20 protein-coding genes and 3 tRNA genes are annotated in these 20,821 nt (G+C 72.1%); 6 read left to right on the top strand and 17 right to left on the bottom strand.

The window, feature by feature from the left end:
* Positions 1–238 precede the first annotated feature (238 nt).
* A complete protein-coding gene (locus tag SOM35_RS08525; protein WP_320515208.1) occupies positions 239–1,420 on the top strand; it encodes a pyridoxal phosphate-dependent aminotransferase in 1,182 nt (393 codons plus the stop codon).
* 159 nt (positions 1,421–1,579) lie between these two features.
* Here SOM35_RS08525 and SOM35_RS08520 read toward each other — a convergent pair whose 3' ends face one another.
* Genes SOM35_RS08520 through SOM35_RS08510 form a run of 3 tightly spaced genes read right to left on the bottom strand, consistent with a single transcriptional unit; the run spans position 1,580 to position 3,482 of the window.
* Positions 1,580–2,611, bottom strand: a complete 1,032-nt coding sequence (locus tag SOM35_RS08520; RefSeq protein WP_320515068.1) for a UDP-N-acetylmuramate dehydrogenase — start codon at positions 2,609–2,611, stop codon at positions 1,580–1,582.
* A 2-nt stretch (positions 2,612–2,613) separates the two neighbouring features.
* Positions 2,614–3,036, bottom strand: coding sequence for a MaoC/PaaZ C-terminal domain-containing protein (locus SOM35_RS08515; RefSeq protein ID WP_221850419.1), 423 nt, complete (start codon positions 3,034–3,036; stop codon positions 2,614–2,616).
* Complete coding sequence (locus SOM35_RS08510; RefSeq protein WP_320515067.1) at positions 3,033–3,482, bottom strand: FAS1-like dehydratase domain-containing protein; 450 nt, start codon at positions 3,480–3,482, stop codon at positions 3,033–3,035. The genes SOM35_RS08515 and SOM35_RS08510 overlap by 4 nt, the downstream gene beginning before the upstream one ends.
* Positions 3,483–3,614: 132 nt before the next feature.
* On the opposite strand from SOM35_RS08510, the gene SOM35_RS08505 reads away from it, so the two are divergent.
* Positions 3,615–4,022: a hypothetical protein gene (locus SOM35_RS08505; RefSeq protein WP_320515066.1), complete on the top strand. Its 408-nt coding sequence runs from the start codon at positions 3,615–3,617 to the stop codon at positions 4,020–4,022.
* 196 nt (positions 4,023–4,218) lie between these two features.
* Here the strand turns inward: SOM35_RS08505 and SOM35_RS08500 are convergent.
* From SOM35_RS08500 to SOM35_RS08480, 5 genes are all read right to left on the bottom strand, one after another.
* Positions 4,219–4,292: transfer RNA gene (locus tag SOM35_RS08500), tRNA-Met, on the bottom strand.
* A 45-nt stretch (positions 4,293–4,337) separates the two neighbouring features.
* Positions 4,338–4,409 (bottom strand) — tRNA-Thr (locus tag SOM35_RS08495).
* 90 nt (positions 4,410–4,499) lie between these two features.
* Positions 4,500–5,741 (bottom strand): M23 family metallopeptidase, encoded by a 1,242-nt coding sequence (locus tag SOM35_RS08490; RefSeq protein WP_320515065.1) that lies wholly within the window; start codon positions 5,739–5,741, stop codon positions 4,500–4,502.
* Positions 5,742–5,897: 156 nt separating this feature from the next.
* Positions 5,898–6,728, bottom strand: a complete 831-nt coding sequence (locus SOM35_RS08485) for an inositol monophosphatase family protein (RefSeq protein ID WP_320515064.1) — start codon at positions 6,726–6,728, stop codon at positions 5,898–5,900.
* A gap of 172 nt (positions 6,729–6,900) precedes the next feature.
* Positions 6,901–6,983, bottom strand: a tRNA-Tyr gene (locus SOM35_RS08480).
* Positions 6,984–7,143: 160 nt separating this feature from the next.
* Here SOM35_RS08480 and SOM35_RS08475 point away from each other — a divergent pair.
* Complete coding sequence (locus SOM35_RS08475; RefSeq protein ID WP_110902629.1) at positions 7,144–7,632, top strand: YajQ family cyclic di-GMP-binding protein; 489 nt, start codon at positions 7,144–7,146, stop codon at positions 7,630–7,632.
* Positions 7,633–7,666: 34 nt separating this feature from the next.
* Positions 7,667–9,127, top strand: a complete 1,461-nt coding sequence (gene cls / locus SOM35_RS08470) for a cardiolipin synthase (protein WP_301223066.1) — start codon at positions 7,667–7,669, stop codon at positions 9,125–9,127.
* A 97-nt stretch (positions 9,128–9,224) separates the two neighbouring features.
* Here the strand turns inward: cls and SOM35_RS08465 are convergent, their stop codons facing one another.
* The 4 genes from SOM35_RS08465 to SOM35_RS08450 all read right to left on the bottom strand — a co-directional run bounded on the left by SOM35_RS08465 (position 9,225) and on the right by SOM35_RS08450 (position 13,714).
* A complete protein-coding gene (locus SOM35_RS08465; protein ID WP_320515063.1) occupies positions 9,225–10,361 on the bottom strand; it encodes a heparan-alpha-glucosaminide N-acetyltransferase domain-containing protein in 1,137 nt (378 codons plus the stop codon).
* A gap of 19 nt (positions 10,362–10,380) precedes the next feature.
* A complete protein-coding gene (locus SOM35_RS08460) occupies positions 10,381–11,757 on the bottom strand; it encodes an FAD-dependent oxidoreductase (RefSeq protein WP_111074358.1) in 1,377 nt (458 codons plus the stop codon).
* A 25-nt stretch (positions 11,758–11,782) separates the two neighbouring features.
* Complete coding sequence (locus tag SOM35_RS08455) at positions 11,783–12,859, bottom strand: polyprenyl synthetase family protein (protein WP_320515062.1); 1,077 nt, start codon at positions 12,857–12,859, stop codon at positions 11,783–11,785.
* A 66-nt stretch (positions 12,860–12,925) separates the two neighbouring features.
* Positions 12,926–13,714 carry a demethylmenaquinone methyltransferase gene (locus tag SOM35_RS08450; RefSeq protein WP_111074360.1) on the bottom strand — a complete coding sequence of 263 codons (789 nt, stop codon included), beginning with the start codon at positions 13,712–13,714 and terminating at the stop codon, positions 12,926–12,928.
* Between the two features lie 91 nt (positions 13,715–13,805).
* Here SOM35_RS08450 and SOM35_RS08445 point away from each other — a divergent pair, with 91 nt between their 5' ends.
* A complete protein-coding gene (locus SOM35_RS08445; RefSeq protein WP_320515061.1) occupies positions 13,806–15,065 on the top strand; it encodes an isochorismate synthase in 1,260 nt (419 codons plus the stop codon).
* Positions 15,066–15,155: 90 nt separating this feature from the next.
* On the opposite strand, the gene menD is transcribed toward SOM35_RS08445, so the two are convergent.
* Together menD and SOM35_RS08435 are read right to left on the bottom strand one after the other, a co-directional pair.
* Positions 15,156–17,021 (bottom strand): 2-succinyl-5-enolpyruvyl-6-hydroxy-3-cyclohexene-1-carboxylic-acid synthase, encoded by a 1,866-nt coding sequence (gene menD, locus SOM35_RS08440; RefSeq protein WP_320515060.1) that lies wholly within the window; start codon positions 17,019–17,021, stop codon positions 15,156–15,158.
* Positions 16,936–17,304, bottom strand: a complete 369-nt coding sequence (locus SOM35_RS08435; RefSeq protein WP_111074363.1) for a PLDc N-terminal domain-containing protein — start codon at positions 17,302–17,304, stop codon at positions 16,936–16,938. The genes menD and SOM35_RS08435 overlap by 86 nt, the downstream gene beginning before the upstream one ends.
* Positions 17,305–17,386: 82 nt before the next feature.
* On the opposite strand from SOM35_RS08435, the gene SOM35_RS08430 reads away from it, so the two are divergent.
* The gene (locus tag SOM35_RS08430) at positions 17,387–17,710 is read left to right on the top strand and encodes a DUF4229 domain-containing protein (RefSeq protein WP_320515059.1); all 324 of its coding nucleotides are present in this window, start codon (positions 17,387–17,389) and stop codon (positions 17,708–17,710) included.
* 3 nt (positions 17,711–17,713) lie between these two features.
* Here the strand turns inward: SOM35_RS08430 and SOM35_RS08425 are convergent, their stop codons facing one another.
* The 3 genes from SOM35_RS08425 to SOM35_RS08415 are packed head-to-tail and all read right to left on the bottom strand — an operon-like array spanning position 17,714 to position 20,812.
* Positions 17,714–18,718: a 1,4-dihydroxy-2-naphthoate polyprenyltransferase gene (locus tag SOM35_RS08425; RefSeq protein ID WP_290157896.1), complete on the bottom strand. Its 1,005-nt coding sequence runs from the start codon at positions 18,716–18,718 to the stop codon at positions 17,714–17,716.
* Positions 18,719–18,746: 28 nt separating this feature from the next.
* Complete coding sequence (locus tag SOM35_RS08420; RefSeq protein WP_320515058.1) at positions 18,747–19,883, bottom strand: AMP-binding protein; 1,137 nt, start codon at positions 19,881–19,883, stop codon at positions 18,747–18,749.
* Positions 19,883–20,812 carry a 1,4-dihydroxy-2-naphthoyl-CoA synthase gene (locus SOM35_RS08415; RefSeq protein ID WP_111074367.1) on the bottom strand — a complete coding sequence of 310 codons (930 nt, stop codon included), beginning with the start codon at positions 20,810–20,812 and terminating at the stop codon, positions 19,883–19,885. The genes SOM35_RS08420 and SOM35_RS08415 overlap by 1 nt, the downstream gene beginning before the upstream one ends.
* Positions 20,813–20,821: the final 9 nt, after the last annotated feature.

Genomic DNA, 20,821 nt, shown 5'->3' with positions numbered 1-20,821 from the left:
CACCCGTACGGGATCCGGTCGCTCCAGGGAGAAGAAGTCCGTTTCCGAGAGACTTCAACCGCCGCAGAACAGTGTACGGGAGTCCCGACGGCGGTGTCCACTTGACGGATGCTCCGGCGCGGCGCGTCGGTAGGCTGGCCCCGTGAGCACCGAAGCCGCCAGCCCTCAGCCCACCGACAGCCCCGACAGCAGCCCGCGCCCGGGCACGGACCCAGGTGCGCCCGGGGAAGGTCCGCGCATCGCCTCCCGCATCGCCGCCATCGCCGAGTCCGCGACCCTCAAGGTCGACGCCAAGGCGAAGGCCCTCAAGGCCTCCGGGCGCCCGGTGATCTCCTTCGCCGCGGGCGAGCCCGACTTCGCCACCCCGGCGCACGTCGTCGACGCGGCCGTCACGGCAGCGCAGGACCCGGCGAACCACCGGTACACCCCGGCCACGGGCCTCCCGGACCTGAAGCGCGCGGTCGCTGACAAGACCGCGCGCGAGTCCGGCATCGCCGTCGACCCGTCGCAGGTCATCATCACGAACGGCGGCAAGCAGGCCGTCTACCAGGCCTTCCAGACCGTGGTCGACGCCGGGGACGAGGTCCTGCTGCCCGCGCCGTACTGGACCACCTACCCCGAAGCCATCCGACTGGCGGGCGGCGTCCCCGTCGACGTCTTCGCCGGGAGCGACCAGGACTACCTCGTCACCGTCGAGCAGCTCGAGGCAGCGCGGACCCCGCGCACGAAGGCACTGCTCTTCTGCTCCCCCTCGAACCCGACCGGTGCCGTGTACTCGGCCGAGCAGACGCGCGCCATCGGCGAGTGGGCGCTGGAGCACGGCATCTGGGTGATCAGCGACGAGATCTACCAGGACCTGCTCTACGACGGCCTCACCTTCTCCAGTGTCCTCGAGCAGGTCCCGGCCCTCGCGGACACGACGATCCTGGTGAACGGGGTCGCCAAGACCTACGCCATGACCGGCTGGCGGGTCGGCTGGATGATCGGCCCGGCGGACGTGGTCAAGGCCGCGTCGAACCTGCAGTCCCACCTGTCCTCGAACGTCTCGAACGTCTCGCAGCGTGCCGCGATCGCCGCCCTGGACGGCCCGCAGGAGCCCGTCCTGGCGATGCGCGAGGCCTTCGACCGTCGTCGGCAGGCGATCGTCGCCGGCCTCAACGCCATCCCTGGGTTCAACACGCCCGTGCCGCATGGGGCGTTCTACGTGTACCCCGACGTCACCGCGTTGCTCGGTCGCGAGTGGGCCGGCAGCACGCCGACCACGACCCTCGAGCTGGCGGACCTGATCCTCGAGCACGCCGAGGTCGCGGTCGTCCCGGGCGAGGCGTTCGGGCCCTCCGGGTACCTGCGCCTGTCCTACGCGCTCGGCGACGACGACATCGCCGAGGGTGTCGCCCGTCTGGCCCGCCTGTTCGGCTGACCCCGGTCACCCCGAACGGCACGACGCGCCCCGTCTCGACGGGGCGCGTCGTCGTTGCGGGGAGCGATGTCGTCGCGGTCGGCGACGGCCGGGAGGCACGCCTCGCGTCCGACACGCCGGAACCGTCGCCGTCGCCGTCGCCGTCGCCGTCGCCGTCGATCAGGCGAGCAGGTCCCCGACCACGACGGGCTCCGGCACGAGCGTGACGCCGAAGCGGTTCGCGACCGTCACCTGCACGTAGCGCGCGAGTTCGGCCACCTGGGCCGCCGTCGCTCCCCCGCGGTTCGTCAGCGCGAGGGTGTGCTTCGTGGAGATCCCGGCGCGGGACCCTGGGACGCCGTAACCGCGGTGCACCCCGGCGTGCTCGATCAGCCAGGCGGCGCTGAGCTTCACGTCGTCACCGGCCGGCCAGCGCGGTGCGTCGTCGGGCATCGTCTGCGCGAACCCGGCCGACACGATCGGGTTGGTGAAGAACGAGCCGGCGCTCCAGGTGTCGGGGTCGGCGTCGTCGAGCACCATGCCCTTGGACCCGCGCAGCCGCAGGACCTCGGCGCGGACGTCGGCCGGGGCGACACGGGTGCCGAGCTCGACGCCGAGGGACCCCGCGAGCTGGGCGTACCGCACCGGGACCCCGTCGTCGGAGGCCGTCCCGAGCCGGAACTCGACGGTCAGCACGACGCCGCGACGACCGTGCTTGAGGGTGCTCGTGCGGTAGCCGAGCGCCAGCTCGGACGCGGGGACCCAGGAACGCTCGCCGGTCTCGGCGTCCAGGAAGTCGACGGCGGTGAGCACGTCGGACAGTTCGACCCCGTAGGCGCCGATGTTCTGCACGGGGGCGGCACCGACCGTGCCCGGGATGCCGCTGAGGGCCTCCAGTCCGGTCCATCCGCGCTCGACGGTGGTCGCGGTGAACTCGTCCCACGGCTCCCCCGCGGCGACGCGGACGGTGACGCCGTCGGCGTCGTCCCGCGCGTCGACCCCTCGGGTGCGGACCACCACGACGGTGCCGGGGAAGCCCTGGTCGGCGACGAGCAGGTTGCTGCCGCCGCCGAGGACCAGCCAGTCGTCCTCGTCCGCCCAGGCGTCGACGACGTGGGCGACGAGTTCGTCGGTCGTGTCCGCGACCAGCAGCCGGCCGGCCGGCCCGCCGACGCGGAGGGTCGTGAGCTCGGCGAGCGTCGTCTCCGCCACGGTCAGTGGAACGCCACGGTGACCTGCGCCTTGCCGAGCACGGTCTGCCCGGCGGCGGTCACGGTGAGGTCGATGCGCTGTGGGCGACCCTGGTCGTCGAGGGTGCCGACCTTGGCGACGACGCCGACGTCGGCACCGTCGGTCGGGTCGACGACAACGGGGCGGGTGAAGCGGACGCCGTACGAGGCGACCCAGCCGCGGTCGCCCAGCCACTCGGCGACGGGCTGGACGGCGAGGCCCATCGTGAGCATGCCGTGCGCCAGGACACCGGGCAGCCCGACCGAGGCTGCGACGTCGTCGCGGTAGTGGATCGGGTTGAAGTCCCCGGAGGCACCGGCGTAGCGGACGAGCGAGTCGCGGGTCAGGTGCACCTGGCGCTCGGCGACGACGGTGCCGACCGGCAGGTCGGCGGTGGTGTCGGTCATGCGTCATCTCCTCGGACGACGAGGGTGGACGTGGCGGTGACGACGCGCTGCCCGTCGGCGTCGACGACGCTCGACTCGGCGGTGACCATCGCGTTGCCGCCCAGGGTCTTCACGCTCGTCACGGCGAGGGTCGCGGTGAGTTCGTCCCCGGCGACGATCGAGCGGGCGTAGGCGAACTTCTGTTCGCCGTGCACGACACGGGAGAAGTCGATGCCGGCGTCCGGTTCGGCCAGGAGCTGCGCGAGCGTGGCTTCCTGCACGACGACCGCGAAGGTGGCCGGGGCGACGACGTCGGCGTGCCCGGCGGCCTGGGCGGCGGCGGGGTCGGAGTGGATCGGGTTGGTCGCGAACACGGCGCGGGAGAACTCGCGCACCTTCTCACGACCGACCAGGTACGGCGGGGCCGGCGGGAACGTCCTGCCGACGAGCTCGGGGTTCACTGACACCCGGGCAGTCTACCGAGGCCCTCGGACGCCGCACTCGACGTTGTTCATGAGCTCGACCTTGTTCATGAGTTTGCATCGGTTAGGCTGGCGGCACTCGGTCGGGGGACGACCGGGCGGGGGCGGGGAGTGGCGATGGAGACGACGACCGAGTACACGGTGCTCGAACACCACGGCTGCACGGCGGTCGAGCTGGTCGACACTGCCCTGCGCGCCGTCGGACACCGGGTCGCGTCCGGCGAGGGCCGCCTGCTCGTGACCGCGGGGAACCCCGTGATGACGGTGCTCCTCGGCGCGCTGGTCCACCCGTCCCGGCAGTACCGGCGGTACGAGCTCGCTCTGACGACCACGCCGGGCCATGCCGTCCTGACACTGCGGCACGCGGGTCACGGAGCGGCTGTCGTGGGCGGCATGATCGGGGCGAACCGCCGACGCGAGGCCTGGCGCCGCATCGCCGGCCTGGTCGAGACGACCCTGCACGGCGGCGGCGTCCTGCTGCACCGCACGGACCGCATCGACACGTCGGGCATCAAGCTGCACTGACCCCTCGGGCGGGAGGCGCGGGGCCCGTCGGGCGGGAGGCGCGGGACGCGTGATCGAGGCGCGGGACGCGTGATCGAGGACCAACCGACCGCCACGGAACGGATGACGCCCGGAACGACGAAGGCCCGGCGCTGCTGCGCCGGGCCTTGCCGTCTTGACGTCGTTCCCGCTGATCACACTCGTTCGACCAGCACGGTAGCGAGGGCGGGACTTGAACCCGCGACACCACGATTATGAGCCGTGTGCTCTAACCAACTGAGCTACCCCGCCATGGATCCGCAGTGATCACTGCGAAGTGACAACACTGCGAGTCGGAGCCCCGAGTCAGGATTGAACTGACGACCCCTTCCTTACCATGGAAGTGCTCTACCACTGAGCTATCGGGGCGAGTACCGCGAGCGGCACCACACGAGGATAGCAGACCCGCGACGGTGGTCTGGAACCGACCGTGACGCCCGGGCGTGCCGTCCGCGAGGGCTAGTTCGCGTTGGCCTGGAGCCACGCCAGCGGGTCCACCGGGACGCCGTCGATGCGGATCTCCAGGTGCAGGTGCGGGCCTGTCGAGTTGCCCGTGCTGCCGACCAGACCGACGGTCTGACCGACCTTCACGTGCTCGCCCTGCACGACCTGGAACGAGTTGTCGAGCATGTGCCCGTAGACGCTGACGAACTGCTTGCCGTCCACGTCGTGCTCGATCCAGACGTCGTTGCCGAAGCCACCGTCGTTCGCCTGCACCTTGATGACGGTTCCGTCGGCCACCGCACCGATGGCGGTTCCGGCACCCGGAGCGAAGTCGACGCCCTGGTGGAACGTGGAGCAGAACGAGCACCCGGCGACCTGTCGGCCACCGAAGCCCGACGAGATCGGCACACCGACCGGGAACGGCCACTGGATCGTGCCGTTCGCGTCGTTCGTGAACGTCGAGGGGTCGGTCGCCATGCCGGCGGCCGGGGTGACGCTCCGCTGCGCTTCGGACACGGTGTAGGCATCGCGGTCCACGGCGCCCTCGACGGCGTCACCGACGGAGAGCGACTGCGCGTCCTGCACGGAGGCACGGACGGTCGCGGCACCGGGCTGCGGGACGTAGAGGGCCTGCGCGGGCAGCGAGGTCGAGACGACGAGACCGGCGGTGAAGAGCAGTGCCCCGACGACCGTCACGCGGGACGCGGTCCGGCGGAACGAGGTACCGGAGGCCCGCGTCGCACGACCGGCGGCCGGTGCGGTGCGGGCGATGTGCCGCGTGGCACGGTCCACGCGGGGGCCGTCGGCGATGACCGGCACAGCCGGGGAGGCGGCGCGGGTGGCCTTCGGTGCGGCGGCGCGGGTGGCCTTCGACGCAGCGGTCCGGGTCGCGCGCTTCGTCGCCGAGGTGCGGCGTGCGGCGGCGGGACGAGCGGCGGCCGACACCGGGGCACCTTCGGCGAGCGGTGCGACGACCGGGGAGGACGGTGCCGGCGGGGTCAGCGGTGCAGCGCTCGAGGCCGGGAGGACGGGCGACGAGGGGGCCGGCGGAGTCGCGGGGCCGGAGCCGACGGGCGCCGGACGAGCAGCGTCACGAGCGGGTGTGGCGAACGAGCGGTCGACGTCCGACCGGCGGCGGGACGTCTTCGCGGCGGCGCGTTCGGCTTCGATCCGAGCTCGTCTCGTCAGGTGCACGGACGGCGTCGCCCCAGGGGCGTTGCGGTCGATGGTCGTGGGCGTCTGCGAGGAGTCGAGCATGCGTACGGTGATGATCCTGAGTTCGAGGCACGGGCGCTCGTCGGTAACGAGCAGGTAACGGGACTCCTGAACGGTAGCAAAGGAGCTCGGTGCTCGCCAGTCGTGTGCACGCCTGTGCAGACCCCCCAGAGCGGGTGGCTCGGCACGGGTCGGGGCTCAGTCGCCCAGGACGTCGTCCTCCAGCGTGCGGACGAGGGTGGCGAGGTCCTCGACGATGCTCGGCGCGGCGAAGAGGAAGGACCGCGTGTCGCCGACCTCCCACGTGCGGACGTCCGCGCCGGCCGCGGCGGCCACGATCGAGCCGGCGGCCATGTCCCACGGGTTGATGCCGCGTTCGTAGTAGGCGTCGACGGTTCCCGTGGCCACGGCGCAGCAGTCGAGTGCGGCAGCTCCGGCACGGCGGACGTCACGCACCTCGGTGATCAGCCCGGCGAGGACGGCCGCCTGCTCCCACCGGCGTTCGGCGGTGTACCCGAAGCCGGTGGCGACGAGGGTCTCGGCGAGGGACTCCGGTGCGGCGACGGTGAGCGGACGTCCGTCGAGGGCAGCCACTCCCCCGGCGACGGCGCGGTACACCTGTCCGGTCGCCGGCGCGATCACGACACCGGCGACGGGCTCCCACATCGCGGGGTCGGGGACACCGCGGACGACCCCGATGCTCACGGCGTAGGCGGGGCTGCCGTAGAGGTAGTTGACCGTGCCGTCGATCGGGTCGACGACCCAGGTCAGGCCGGAGGTGCCCGTCGCTGTGCCGGACTCCTCGCCGAGGAAGGCGTCGTCCGGGCGTGCTTCGCTGATGCGCCGGCGGATGAGCGCTTCGACCTCGCGGTCGGCGGCGGTCACGACGTCGGCGATGCTCGACTTCCGGTCGGCGACCTCGACCCCTTCGGCTCGGCGCTGCACCGCGAGTGCGGCGGCTTCACGGGCGATCGCCTCGGCGAGGTCGGCAAGGGCTTCGGGAGCAGCAGACACGGGAGCATTCGACATACCCCGATCCTGCCCGACCAGCCGATCCCCCGCCGAACCGCCCGGCTCCGCCGAACGACGCTCCACCCGGCTCCGCCGAACCCCCGGGAACGCAGAAATGGCCCCGTCCGAAGACGGGGCCATCCCGACAAGCCAACACGAATGTGTAGCTAGCACGTGTGTAGCTGGCACGTGGCGAGTGAGGGATTCGAACCCCCGGAGGCATACGCCGGCTGATTTACAGTCAGATCCCTTTGGCCGCTTGGGTAACTCGCCATGTGCGCACCCGGCCCGTGTCATCACCGACCGAAGGCGCGGTGAAGAGCATAGCCGATGTCCGGAGGTGCTCGCGACCACGGTCGGACGCTGGCCGGTTGCCGAGGGTGGGACGGGCCTCCCGGAACGGGCCTGCGTGCCGCCGGATAGGCTGTCCGGCATGGCAGACAGCTCCTTCGACGTGGTCAGCAAGGTCGACAAGATGGAGGCGGAGAACGCCCTCAACCAGGCGGCGAAGGAGATCGAGCAGCGCTACGACTTCAAGGGCGTCGGCGCGTCCGTCGCGTTCAGCGGTGAGGACGTCCTCATCAAGGCGTCGACCGAGGAGCGCGCCCTGGCCGTCCTCGACGTGCTGCAGACGAAGGCGATCAAGCGCGGCATCAGCCTGAAGAGCCTCGACGCCGGCGAGCCGTTCCCCTCGGGCAAGGAGTTCCGCATCGAGGTCAAGTTCAAGAACGGCATCGAGCAGGACATCGCGAAGAAGATCGGCGCGGTCATCCGGGCCGAGGCACCGAAGACGGTGAAGAGCCAGGTGCAGGGCGACGAGCTCCGGGTCTCCTCGAAGAGCCGCGACGACCTGCAGCAGACCATCCAGCTGCTCAAGGGCCAGGAGTTCGACGTGCCCCTGCAGTTCATCAACTTCCGCTGACCCGCGCTCCCCCGCGTAGACACCGACCCGCACCGTGGAGCACTGGCTCGTCGTCGCGTTGATCATCATCCTGGTCCTGTTGGACCTGGCGATCCGCGCCTTCTCCCTCGTCTACGTCCCGATCGACCGGAAGCCGCAGACGGCGACGGGCTGGTTGCTGGCGATCTTCCTCATCCCCTACATCGGATTCATCCTCTTCCTGGTGCTCGGGTCGACGAAGCTGCCGCGGTCGCGCCGCGAGAAACAGACCGAGATCAACCGCTACATCCTCGAGCAGACCGAGGGCATCGAGCGGGTGCGCCGTGACCACCCGTGGCCCGCGTGGCTGGAGAGCATCACGCGGTTGAACCGCGAGCTCGGCGCGATGCCGCTGGTCGGTGGCAACCAGGCCGAGCTGTACCCGCACTACGACGACGCCTTCGCCGAGATGACGCACGCTGTCGACGCCGCTCGGCGGTTCGTGCACGTCGAGTTCTACATCGCGTCCCTCGACGACACCACGCGGCCGTTCTTCGAGTCCTTGGCGCGGGCGCAGGCCCGTGGGGTGACGGTCCGCTTCCTCATGGACCACTGGGCGAGCCGGGGGTACCCGTACTTCAAGGACACCCTGGCGTTCCTCGACGCCGCCGGCATCGAGTGGCACCTGATGCTGCCGCTGTTGCCGATGGAGGGCAAGTTCCAGCGCCCGGACCTCCGCAACCACCGGAAGATCCTGGTCGTCGACGGCTCGGTCGCGTTCACGGGGTCGCAGAACCTCATCGACCGCTCCTACGACACGAAGGCGAACATCGAGCGCGGCCTCAGGTGGCGCGACCTGTTCGCCCGGTTCGAGGGGCCGGTCGTCGCGGGCATCAACGCGCTGTTCGTCACCGACTGGTACAGCGAGACCGACGAGTTGCTGCTCCGTGAGAGCGACCCGGTGCACCGCGCAGACCGGGCGGACGCGTTGGACTGCCAGGTGGTGCCGTCCGGCCCGGGCTTCGACGGCGAGAACAACCTGCGCCTGTTCAACGCGCTGCTGTACTCGGCGCAGGAGCGGGTGTCGATCACGTCGCCGTACTTCGTGCCCGACGACTCGATGCTCTACGCGATCACGACGACCGCGCAGCGTGGGGTCGAGGTCGAGCTGTTCGTCGGTGAGATCGGCGACCACGCGATGACCTGGCACGCGCAGCGTTCCTACTACGAGGGACTGCTCCGGGCCGGGGTGAAGATCTGGCTGTACCGCGCGCCGACGGTGCTGCACGCGAAGCACTTCACGATCGACGACGACGTCGCGGTGATCGGGTCGTCGAACATGGACATGCGCTCGTTCACCCTGAACCTGGAGATCTCGGTGATGGTGCGCGGGAAGTCCTTCGTGGACGCCCTCCGGGACGTCCAGGACGACTACCGTGCCGCCAGCCGCCAGCTGACGCTGGACGAGTGGCTGACCCGCCCGCGTCGGTCGCGGGTGTTCGACAACGTCGCGCGGCTCACCGCGGCGCTGCAGTAGCGGCCGGCCACCGAACCGGTCTGTCGGCCGGGAGGCCCGTCCCCCGTCCGTCCCGCGGGTCACGCCCGGCGCGCGGTCGCCGGAGCGGACCGGACGGTCAGGCGCGTGGTGCCGGCCCCGGCGCGGGTGCGGGCACCGCCGAGGCGATCCGCGCCGTCAGCCGTTCGAGCGGGCCACGGCCGAGGAACCGGCGCCAGAGCATCGCGAACAGCACCGAGCCGACGACGAAGGCCCACCAGGTCGTCGGTCCCTGCGGCATCTCGGGCCACGCGGCGATCACGACGAGGTGCAGTGCGTAGACGGTGAGCGGCATCGACCCGACGGCGGCCAACGGGACCGCGATCCGGGTGACGAGCGGCCCGTGTCCGTCGACGAGCAGGCGGCACAGCGCGATCACGGCCACGGCGACGGCAGCGGTGCCCACGACGTCGACGATCGAGGACGAGTGGTCCCGCGGCGACAGGAACACCTGGGCGAACGTCTGACCGGCGTCGGAGCGGGACGGTACGAAGGGCACGCCGGGGAACGCGTACGTGGTGTCGAACGGGATCGGCGCGGCGGCGTTCCCGACGACGTAGGCGGCGGTCGCGACCACGGTGCCGGACGCGAGGAGCAGGACCTGCCGCACCGCGCCTCCCGGCCGTGACCGGGCGACCGCGAGTCCGACCAGGACGTACGCCCAGAAGGTGACGACGGGGTAGACGAGCCCGAGCTGGACGCCGAACATGTCGGCGTCGGCGTAGAGCGGCACGATCGCCAGCGCGACCGGAGCCGACGCGACCGCGCAGCCGACGGCGAGCAGGAGCAGTGCCCACGGACGCCAGCGGAGGACGGGCAGGGCCAGCAGGAACAGGGCGCCGTAGGTGGGCAGGACGACGTACACGGGCGTCTGCAGTGCCATCAGGAGCAGCCCGACGACGACGACCACGACGGCCCGGAGCGCCAGACGTGCGCGGACCCGGCCGATCGCGGGTGGCCCGGGCGGTCGGTCGCGGCCGCTCACCAGTCCGATGGAGACCCCCGCGAGCACCGCGAAGAGCGCCGCGGACCGGCCGTTCACGACCGCCCCGAGGCTCGTCGGGTCGGCCCAGTCGACGTTCTCGGCGACGTCGCCGACGTGGGCGGCCATCATGCCGAACAGGGCGAGCGACCGGGCCACGTCGACCCCGACGAGCCGATCGGACGACGCAGCGCCCGGCACCCCGAGCCGGGGTACCGGGCGCTGCGTCGTCATGCGCTGACCCGCGACCGGGTCAGGACTGCGAGTCGGCGTGCGAACGGCGCAGCGAGACGTCGATCATCTCGTCGCGCGGCACGACCTTGACCCGGGCCCGACCCTGCGGCTCGCCGAGGGCCATCTCGTGCTGGTCGAGGGCGTGCCAGCCGTCGAGGTCGGTGAAGTCGACGCCGCGCTCGCGGAGCAGTGCCGGGATCGCTGCTTCGGACGGGTCCTCCGGGCTCCACCAGGTGCCCTGGTCGGTGACCACGTGCTGCACGGTCTCCATCGCGTCGGACTTGGTGTGTCCGATCAGGCCGACCGGGCCGCGCTTGATCCACCCGGTGGCGTACACGCCGGGGATCCGGTTGCCGTCGGTGTCGAGCACCTGGCCCTCGTGGTTCGGGATGACGCCGTAGCGCTCGTCGAACGGCACCCCGGGCAGGGGTGAGCCGACGTAGCCGACCGCACGGTAGAGGGCCTGGATCGGGACCTCGCGGATCTCACCGGTGCCCTCGACACCACCCTGACCGTCCGGACGGGTGCGCTCGTAGCGGATGGCGCGGAGCGCGCCGTCGTCGTCGCCGAGCAGTTCGAGCGGCTTGGCGTAGAAGTGCAGGTGCAGACGACGGCTGGCCGCGCCGACCTCGCGCGTGCGCCACTGCTGCAGCACACGGTCGATGACGGTGACCTGCTTGTTGGTGGCGATCGCGAGCTTGGAGGCCTCGTCGTGGTCGAAGTCCTCGTCGTACACGACCATGTCGACGTCGCGCAGTTCGCCGAGTTCGCGGAGTTCCAGCGGGGTGAACTTCACCTGCGCCGGACCGCGGCGACCGAAGACGTGCACGTCGGTGACGGGCGAGGCCTTGAGTCCCTCGTAGACGTTCGCCGGGATCTCGGTCGGCAGCAGGTCGTCGGCGTGCTTCGCGAGGATCCGGGACACGTCGAGCGCGACGTTGCCGTTGCCGATCACGGCGACGCTCTCGGCGGTCAGCGGCCACGTGCGCGGCACGTCCGGGTGCCCGTCGAACCAGCTGACGAAGTCGGCAGCACCGTACGAGCCGTCGAGGTCGATGCCGGGGATGTCGAGGTCCGCGTCCTTGATCGCACCGGTCGAGAAGACGACGGCGTTGTAGTGCCGCTTCAGGTCCTCGAGGGTGATGTCCTCGCCGAAGCGGACGTTGCCGAAGATCCGGATGTCGCCGCGGTCCAGGACGTCGCGGAGGGCGTTGATGATGCCCTTGATGCGGGGGTGGTCGGGCGCGACGCCGTAGCGCACCAGGCCGTAGGGGGCCGGGAGCTGCTCGAACAGGTCGATCGAGACGTCGAAGCCGCGCGCCTCCCGCAGGAGGATGTCCGCGGCGTAGATGCCGGCCGGACCGGCGCCGACGATGGCGAGTCGGAGGGTGGGCACTGTTCGGTCTCCAGTTTCGTTCAGGTCAGCGGCTGCGGTCGACGACCGTCTCCGCGAACCGGGTGAGGGCTCGTTTCACGGTGCCGTCCGGCAGGGGGGCCAGGGCGGTGACCGCTTCGTCGGCCCAGCTCGCGGCGAGGGCACGGGTGGCCCGGGTCGCCTCGTGGTCGCGGAGCTCGGCGACGGCGCTCTGGTACGCGTCCGAGTGGACGGCGTCGTCCGGGGCGTCACGGACGTCCCGCTCGATGCGGGTGACCAGGGCCGCGGCGTCCGGGTCCGTGGTGGCACGCCGACGGAGCTGCAGCAGGGGCAGCGTGTCGACGCCGGCGCGGAGGTCGTTGCCGGCGATCTTGCCGGTCTTGTCCTTCGCCGGAGCGAGGTCGATCACGTCGTCGACGAGCTGGAAGGCGACGCCGACCTTCTCGCCGAACGTGCCGACGGCCTCGAGCAGGGAGCGGTCGGCGCCGGAGAACATCACGCCGGCGCGGGCAGCGGTCGCGATGAGGGAACCGGTCTTGTCGCTGAGCACCTGGAGGTAGTGCTCGACCGGGTCGTCCTCGGGCTGCGGGCCGGTGGTCTCGTGGAGCTGCCCCATGCACAGGCGCTGGAAGGTCTCGGCCTGCATCCGGATGCCCTCGGGGCCCAGGTCCGCGGTGATCAGCGACGCGCGGGCGAAGAGCAGGTCCCCGGTGAGGATCGCGATGTTGTTGCCGTAGGTGACGTGCGCGGCCGGGACACCGCGGCGCACCGGGGCCTCGTCCATCACGTCGTCGTGGTACAGCGACGCCAGGTGCGTCATCTCGACGCTGACGGCTGCCTTGACCACGTGGTCGGTCACGCCGTCGCCGAGCTGTGCGATGAGCAGGGTCAGGGTCGGACGGATCCGCTTGCCACCCGCCGACAACAGGTAGCGGCTGGTGGTGTCGGCCAGGGTGTCGGCGGAACGCATGGCGTCCTCGAGCCCCTGCTCGACGTGCTCGAGCCCGTCGTCGACCGCGGCGATGAAACGACGGTCCGCCGGGGTGGCGAACAGCCGCTCGCCGATGCCGAGGGACGCTCGGAGACTCGGTGCACGTCGGGCGACCGGGACACTCGGGTTCAACTGCTGCTCCGTACTCGCGGGTGGCGGTGGACTCGCGGGGTGGCGGTGGGGACCTGGGCCGCTGGCCTAGGCCTCGGGCTCCACGCGGGGCTGCTCGCCCGTGGGCTGGTGCTCGCGACGCGCCTTGGCACGGCGGGCGGCGGACTCGCGCACGCTGCCCTCGACCGGCTTGCGGCCACGATGCAGGGCGACGATGCCGGCGGTCAGGTTGCGGTGCGCGACCATCGTGAAGCCGACGCCGCGGAGCCACTGGCTGAGGACCTGCTGGTCCGGCCATGCCTCGATCGACTCGGCCAGGTAGCGGTAGGCGGCCGGGTTGCTGCTGGACAGCTTCGCGATGCCGGGCAGGACCCGCTTGAGGTACGTGGTGTAGCCGAAGCGCAGCGCGGCGAACGGCGGGGTGGAGAACTCGCAGATCACGAGACGGCCGCCGGGCTTGAGCACCCGGAGCATCTCGGTCAGGGCCTGCATCGGGTCGTTGACGTTGCGCAGCCCGAACGAGATCGTGACCGCGTCGAACGACTCGTCCGCGAAGGGCAGGTGTTCGGCGTCCCCCTCGACGAAGGTGATCTCTGGGTGGCGCTCGCGACCGACCGCGATCATGCCCGACGACAGGTCGAGGGCGGTGACCTCGGCACCCTTCTTCGCCAGGGCAGCGGAACTGGTCCCGGTGCCGGCAGCCAGGTCGAGCACGCGCTCGCCCGGCTGGGGGTCGACGGCCTTCACCGTCGCGACGCGCCACAGCGGTGCGTTGCCCGCCGACAGGATGTCGTTGGTCAGGTCGTACTTCGCTGCGACGTCGTCGAACATGGCCGCCACTTCGTCCGGCCGCTTCTGCATGTCCGCTCTGCTCACCCAGTCATCCTAGAGGCCGCGACCGGACGCTTCCCGGCAGCCGTGCAGGAGCCGCGCACCCCGGGCGCGCCCTGACGCGTAGCATCGGTCCGTGACCCGTCCCACCACAGCGGTCCAGCCGCTCACGGTCTCGACCCGGATCCTCGACGACCCGGGCGCCGTCCTCCGCCACACGCTCGCCGCGCACCCGATGGCCTTCGTGCGGGGCGGGGACGGGATCGTCGGGATCGGCGAGGCCCTGCGCTTCGAGTTCTCCGGTCCGAGCCGGATGCGCGATGCCTCCGCACTCTGGCGACAGGTCGTCGCCGCCGCCGTCGTCGACGACCCGGTGCGGCTCCGCGGCAGTGGTCTGGTGGCATTCGGCACCTTCGCGTTCGCCGACGACTCCGCCGCCACGAGTGTCCTCATCGTGCCGCGTGTCGTGGTCGGGCGTCGGCGGGGTCGGGCGTGGATCACCGCGATCGACACCACCGACGCCCCCGAGCCCCTGCCCTTCACGAGCACCTCGGTGCCGGTCCCCCGCGTCGGCCCCCACGTCTCCGTCGCGCTGCGCCCCGGCGCGGTCGACGAGGACGCCTACGCCGCCTCGGTCGCCGCCGCGGTCACCGCCATCCGCGCGGGGCGGGCGCAGAAGGTCGTCCTGGCCCGTGACCTGGTCGGCACCCTGCCGCCCGGCGCCGACCGCCGCGCCGTGTTGCTCGACCTGGCCGCCGCCTACCCGACGTGCGTGACCTTCGCCGTCGACGGACTCGTCGGGGCGACCCCGGAGACACTCGCCCGCACGGAGGGCCGCACCCTCACCGCACGGGTCCTCGCCGGCAGCGCCGCACGGGGGACGGACGCCGAGAGCGACCGCGTCGCCGCCGAGACCCTCGCCGCGAGCACGAAGGACCTCGAGGAGCACGCCTTCGCGATCTCGAGCCTGGTCGCGTCGCTGCAGCCGATCGCCGCGGACCTGCGGGTCGACCCCGAACCGTTCCGGCTGCAGCTGCCGAACGTCTGGCACCTGGCCAGTGACGTCGAGGCCGTCCTGCCCGCCGGCGTCACCGCGCTCGACGTCGCCGACGCCCTGCACCCGACCGCCGCCGTCGCCGGCACCCCGACCGACGTCGCCGTGCGACTCGTCGCCGAGTTGGAGGGGGTGGACCGCGGCCGGTACGCCGGTCCCGTCGGCTGGTTGGGGGCCTCCGGTGACGGCGAGTGGATGCTCGCGCTGCGGAGCGCGCAGATCGACGAGGACGGCACGGTCCGCGCGTGGGCCGGTGCCGGGATCGTGGCCGGGTCCGAGCCGGAACGGGAGGTCGCGGAGACGCGCCTGAAGTTCCGACCGGTCGTCGACGCGCTGGCCTGAGGGCTCGCCGCTCTGACCAGACTGCGCTGACCGGGCGGGCCTGACCGCGCTGACCGGGCCGTGCTGCCCTGGCCCGGCTGCGCTGGCCGGTCAGTCGGCCAGCGGCACCTCGATGACGACACGCTCGGCCGGGTCGGTGAGGACTCGTTCCAGGTCGCCCCACGTCTCGGCCCGGCGGTACTCCCACCCGAGGCCGGTGACTACTCGTTCGACGTCGACGTGCTGCGGGGTCGTCATCATCCGCCGCATGTCCTCGGGGGCGGTGGTCGCCGCCACCTCGAGCCCGCGGAAGATCGCGCCGCCGCCGTCGTTGCCGACGACGACCTGCAGACGCGGTCGTGCCTCTTCCGTCCCGGTGACGAGCCCGCCGAGGTCGTGCAGGAACGTGAGGTCCCCGACCACGACGCGCGTGGTGCCGACGGGTCCGGACCCGGCATCGAGCGCGGTCGCGATGCCGAGCGCCGTCGAGATCGTCCCGTCGATGCCCGCCAGGCCCCGGTTGGCGTGCACGCGGATCTTCTTGCCCGCGACGGTCATGTCCGCGACGCGGATGATCTGCGATGCCCCGAACACCAGGCGGTCGTGCGGCCAGGTGACGCCCCACACCGCCTCGGCGAGCATGGCGCGGTCGACCGGTCGGCGGCGCAGCGCGACCTCGTCCTTGAGGAACCGGTTCCGCTCGGCGCGGTCGGCGGACCGCTTGGCGTCGAGGTCCGGCCCGGCGTCGCCCTCGCCGAGCAGCGAGCGGCTCGCGGCGACCCAGCGGCCCACCCATGCACGGTGCGACGGCCCGGTCCGCCCGGTGACGCGGACGTCCGACACGACCTGCGTCGCGGAGTCCGGCCGGGAGGCACGGGCCGGGTCGAAGACGTCGGCTCCGGCCCCACGGACCACGACCGTCTCGACGTCCGCGCGCTGCAGGAGCGCCGGGACCTCGCGGCTGAGCGTCGGGTGGCCGAGGACGACCGCGCGCCGGACCCGACCGCCGAAGTCGTCGTCGCGGAGGAGTTCGCGGTAGGCGGCGGCGAGGTTGCGGCCGAAGCGGGCCCCGCTCGACACCTCGGCCAGGAGCGGGGCGCCGAGTTCCCAGGCGATCCGTTCGGCGTCGGCGCCGGCGTCGTGCCCCGCGATGACCACGGTGGCGGGTTCGTCGTCCGGAGCGAGCTCGGCGACCGGCAGCGCCGCGGTCGGCCGACGGGTCGCGTACGCCAGGTCCACCTGGTCGTCGGGGACGCCGTCGACCCGGTCGAGCCCGGCGGAGAGCGGCTCGCGGAACGCCAGGTCGAGCTGCACCGGACCCGGCTGCCCGGCGTGCCCGGCAGCGGCGGCGACGGCTTCACGCACGAGGGACCGGACGGTGGCGCGGGCGTCGTCGTCGACACCGTGCGCGCTCGGCGCCTGGACGTCACGGACGAAGGAGACGGCCGCACCGAAGACGCCGGGCTGGACGGTGGTCTGGTTGCTGCCGATGCCCCGCAGTTCGGCCGGACGGTCGGCGGACACGACGATCATCGGCACGCCGGAGTGGTGCGCCTCGAGCACGGCGGGGTGCAGGTTGACGACCGCGGTCCCCGAGGTCGTGACCACCGCGGCGGGACGACCGGACTCGATCGCCAGGCCCAGGGCGAAGAACCCGGCGGTGCGCTCGTCGAGCCGCACGTGCACAGTGATGCCGCCCGCGCGCTCGAGAGCGACCGCGGCGAGGGCCAGGGCCTGCGACCGGGAGCCCGGGCTGACCACGACGTCGGTCACGCCGGCGCGGGCGAGTTCCTGCAGGAAGGCGAGGGCGAAGTCGGTCGCGGGGCTGCCGGAACCGGCAGTGCCGTCAGCGGCAGCGCGGTCACCGGCAGTGCCGTCACCGGCAGTGCCGTCACCGATCGGGGCGGCCGTCGTCGTCGCCGTCGTGGAACTGGTCTTCGAGGGATCGGAGGGTCGCGTCGTCCTGGTCCTTGTCATCGCTCTTGCGCCCGGGAGGCGTCGTGCCACCGAGGAAGTCGGGATCGTCTTCGGGACCACGGTACCCGGCACCACCGCCACCGTTCCCGCGCGGGACGGCAGGGGTCCGGCCGAGCAGGAACCACAGCACACCGCCGAGGACGGGCAGGACGACGACCAGCAGGACCCAGATGCCCTTGCGCAGCGACCGGACCCGGGTGCGCGGCATGGTGGCGCAGTCGATCAGGGCGAACACCGTGAACGCCACGGCGGCGACGACGATGACGAGCCACAACCTGACCATCCTCGAAGCCTAGGCCGGCCGGCTGTGACCGCCCTGGCCTCCGTCCGGTCACCGTGGAGACCGGCGTCCGTACACTTGCAGGGTGAAAGCGTGGCTCGTCTACACCCTGGCTCGGCTCGGCATCTTCGTCGTGGCACTCGTCGTGCTGCTGGTGATCGGGCTGCCCTGGTACTGGGCGGCGATCGGTGGCGCGTTGATCGGGCTGCTCGTGTCCTACATCGCGCTGCCGGGTCTCCGCAGCGCCGTGACCACCAGCATCGCCGAGCGCCGTGCCCGCCCCGAGCGCGATGCGGACAGCGACTTCGAGGACGACTTCGTCGACACCGCCGACGAGCACACCGCCACCGACGCGGGCGCCTCCGCCGACCCCGACGTCACGCTCCGGAAGCGCCCCGACGAGGCCTGACCGCTACGGCTGGACGGCGAGCGTGATGCCGAGCACCACGCCGTACGCCAACGCCGAGAACGACGACAGCTGCAGCGCCGTGATGAGTTCGCGCGGCTTCCGTGAGGTCACGCCGATCAGCAGCGCCGGCAGCGCGAGCAGCAGCGAGAAGTACGTGAACCCGGACCGGAAGTACAGCAGCACGAACCAGATCAGCACCACGTAGGGCAGCAGCAGGAAGAGCGCGAACAGCACCCGTGCCACCGTGTCGCCGACCACGACGGCGAGCGTGCGCTTGCCGGCGGCGGTGTCCTCGCCGATGTCGCGGATGTTGTTCACCATGAGCACCGCGCAGGCGAACAGGCCCGCGGCGACGGCGGCGGCCCACCCGCTGAGCGTCGCCTGCCCGATGAGCACGTACTGGGTGCCGAGCACCGCGACCAGGCCGAAGAACACGAAGACGAAGACCTCGCCCAGGGCGTTGTAGCCGTAGGGCTTCTTGCCGCCGGTGTAGAACCAGGCGGCGACGATCGCCGCGGCACCGACGAGCAGCAGCCACCACAGCTGGGTGAGCACCACGATGACGATGCCGGCGACGGCGGCGAGGCCGAAGAACGTCAGCGCGACGGTGAGCACCGTGCGGGGCTTCGCCAGGCCGGCCCCGGTCAGTCGGGCCGGGCCGACGCGGAACTCGTCCGTGCCGCGGACCCCGTCGGAGTAGTCGTTGCTGTAGTTCACACCGATCTGCAGGAACAGCGCGACGGCCAGGGCGAGCAGCGCGATCGCCAGGTGCGCGTCGGCACCCAGGAACGCCCCGAAGTCACCGGTCGCCTTGCTGTCGACGTAGGCCACGGCGGTGCCGAGCACGACGGGCACGACGCCGAGGGTCAGGGTGCGCAGACGCGCCCCGCCGATCCAGTCGCGTGCGGTCGCCCGCCGGGCGGTGCGCTGCGGGGCAGCGGCCTTCGCCGGGTTGCCGGACCGGCCCTTCGGACGTGTCGTGTTCTTCGCTCGTGCCACGACCGCCAAGCGTACCGGCGCGGCCGGGAGGCTGGGCTCACCCCTCGCGATCAGCCAGCGCCCGCACCGCACGCCGGTCGGGCTTGCCGGTCGCCAGCATCGGCATCCGGTCCACGACGAGCACCTCGGCCGGACGGGCGGCACGTCCGAGGGCGTCCCCGACCCGGGCACGGACGACCTGGAGGTCGACGGGCTGCTCGGTGACGACGACCGGTACCTCGCCCCACTCCCCCGACGCCCGGCGGGTGACGACGGCGCCGTCCTGTCCGGGCAGTTCGCGGACGATGCGTTCGACCGCGCCGAGCGGGACCTTCTCACCGCCGGAGATGACGACGTCGTCGAGCCGTCCGGTCACCCGGATCCGGCCGTCCACGATCGTCGCGGCGTCCCCGGTCCGGTACCAGCGGTGCCCGTCCCGCTCCGTGAAGGTCGACGCCGTCCGGGCCGGGACGTCGAGGTAGCCCTCGGCGAGCATCGGCCCGGCCAGCTGCAGTTCGCCGTCGACGAGTTCGGCGCGGACGGTGCCGAGCGGCTCGCCGTCGTACACGCAGCCGCCGCTCGTCTCGCTGGCGCCGTAGGTGGTCACGATGCGGACGCCCGCGGCTCGGGCTCGCTCACGGAGGGCCACCGGGGTCGCCTGACCGCCCACCAGGACGGCGTCGAACCGACCGAGGGCCGCCGTCGCACGCGGGTCGTCGAGGACCCGGGCGAGCTGCACCGGCACGAGCGACGTGTAGCGGCGGGGGGCAGCGGGTCCGACGACGAGCCGGTCGGCTGCGTCCGCGAACGCCGCCGCGTCGAAGTGTCCGGTCGGCAGCACGACGGGTGTCGTCCCCGCCGTGATCGACCGCGTCAGGACGTTGAGCCCGGCGATGTAGTGCGTCGGCAGGGCGAGGACCCAGCCACCCGGTCCGCCGAGGGCCGCGTCCGCTGCGGCCGCCCCGGCGAGCAGCGCCTCCGAGGACAGCGCCACCCGCTTGCCGGTCCCGGTGGAGCCGCTCGTCTCGACGACCAGCGCGACCCGCTGCGGGACGTCGGCCGGAGGCGGTGTCGGCAGCGCCGGAGCCCCTGTCGCGACGGGGAGCAGTGCGGGGCCGCCGGCGAGTGCCGCCTCCAGTCCGCGCAGCACGGCGGACGGGTCGGCGGCGCTCACCGCGACGAGCGGACGGGTCATCAGTAGTGCCAGGGGAACGCGGTCCAGTCGGGCGAGCGCTTCTCGAGGAACGAGTCGCGACCCTCGACGGCCTCGTCCGTGCCGTAGGCGAGGCGCGTGGCCTCACCCGCGAAGACCTGCTGGCCGACCATGCCGTCGTCGACGGCGTTGAAGGCGTACTTGAGCATCCGGATCGCCGTCGGTGACTTGCCGAGGATCGTCTCACCCCAGCGGATCGCCTCGCGTTCCAGGTCTTCGTGCGGCACGACCCTGTTGACGGCACCCATCTCGTACGCGCGCTGCGCGGAGTACTCCTCGGCCAGGAAGAAGACCTCGCGCGCGAGCTTCTGGCCGATCTGCTTGGCGTAGTAGGCACTGCCGTAGCCGCCGTCGAACGAGCCGACGTCGGCGTCCGTCTGCTTGAACTTCCCGTGCTCGGCGCTGGCGATCGTGAGGTCGCAGATCGCGTGCAGCGAGTGCCCACCACCGGCCGCCCAGCCCGGCACGACCGCGATGACGACCTTCGGCATCATCCGGATGAGTCGCTGGACCTCGAGGATGTGCAGCCGGCCCATCGAGGCCTGCGCGGCGGCGGGGTCGACACCCTCGGGCGGAGCGCCCTCGTCGCCGACGTACTGGTAGCCGCTCCGGCCCCGGATCCGCTGGTCGCCGCCGGAGCAGAACGCCCAGCCGCCGTCCTTCGGGCTCGGGCCGTTGCCGGTCAGCAGCACGACCCCGACGCGCGGGTCCTGGCGGGCGTCGTCGAGGGCGCGGTACAGCTCGTCGACGGTCCGCGGGCGGAACGCGTTGCGGACCTCCGGGCGGTCGAAGGCGACGCGCACCATGCCGCCGGAGACGTGCTTGTGGTACGTGATGTCGGTGAACCGGTCCGCGATCGGGGCGGTGGTCCAGACGTCGGGGTCGAACAGGTCGGAGACGGCAGAGGGCATGCTCCGAAC

Source organism: Curtobacterium sp. CFBP9011 (assembly GCF_034045095.1).
Taxonomy (GTDB): Bacteria; Actinomycetota; Actinomycetes; order Actinomycetales; family Microbacteriaceae; genus Curtobacterium.
This window is presented reverse-complemented; position numbering and strand designations above follow the sequence as displayed.

Coding starts and splice junctions, on each gene's coding strand:
- SOM35_RS08515 (WP_221850419.1), bottom strand. CDS start 3,036: ATGACCGACACCACCGCCGACCTGCCGGTCGGCACCGTCGTCGCCGAG.
- SOM35_RS08505 (WP_320515066.1), top strand. CDS start 3,615: ATGGAGACGACGACCGAGTACACGGTGCTCGAACACCACGGCTGCACG.
- SOM35_RS08490 (WP_320515065.1), bottom strand. CDS start 5,741: ATGCTCGACTCCTCGCAGACGCCCACGACCATCGACCGCAACGCCCCT.
- SOM35_RS08485 (WP_320515064.1), bottom strand. CDS start 6,728: ATGTCGAATGCTCCCGTGTCTGCTGCTCCCGAAGCCCTTGCCGACCTC.
- SOM35_RS08475 (WP_110902629.1), top strand. CDS start 7,144: ATGGCAGACAGCTCCTTCGACGTGGTCAGCAAGGTCGACAAGATGGAG.
- SOM35_RS08465 (WP_320515063.1), bottom strand. CDS start 10,361: ATGACGACGCAGCGCCCGGTACCCCGGCTCGGGGTGCCGGGCGCTGCG.
- menD (WP_320515060.1), bottom strand. CDS start 17,021: ATGACAAGGACCAGGACGACGCGACCCTCCGATCCCTCGAAGACCAGT.
- SOM35_RS08435 (WP_111074363.1), bottom strand. CDS start 17,304: ATGGTCAGGTTGTGGCTCGTCATCGTCGTCGCCGCCGTGGCGTTCACG.
- SOM35_RS08420 (WP_320515058.1), bottom strand. CDS start 19,883: ATGACCCGTCCGCTCGTCGCGGTGAGCGCCGCCGACCCGTCCGCCGTG.
- SOM35_RS08415 (WP_111074367.1), bottom strand. CDS start 20,812: ATGCCCTCTGCCGTCTCCGACCTGTTCGACCCCGACGTCTGGACCACC.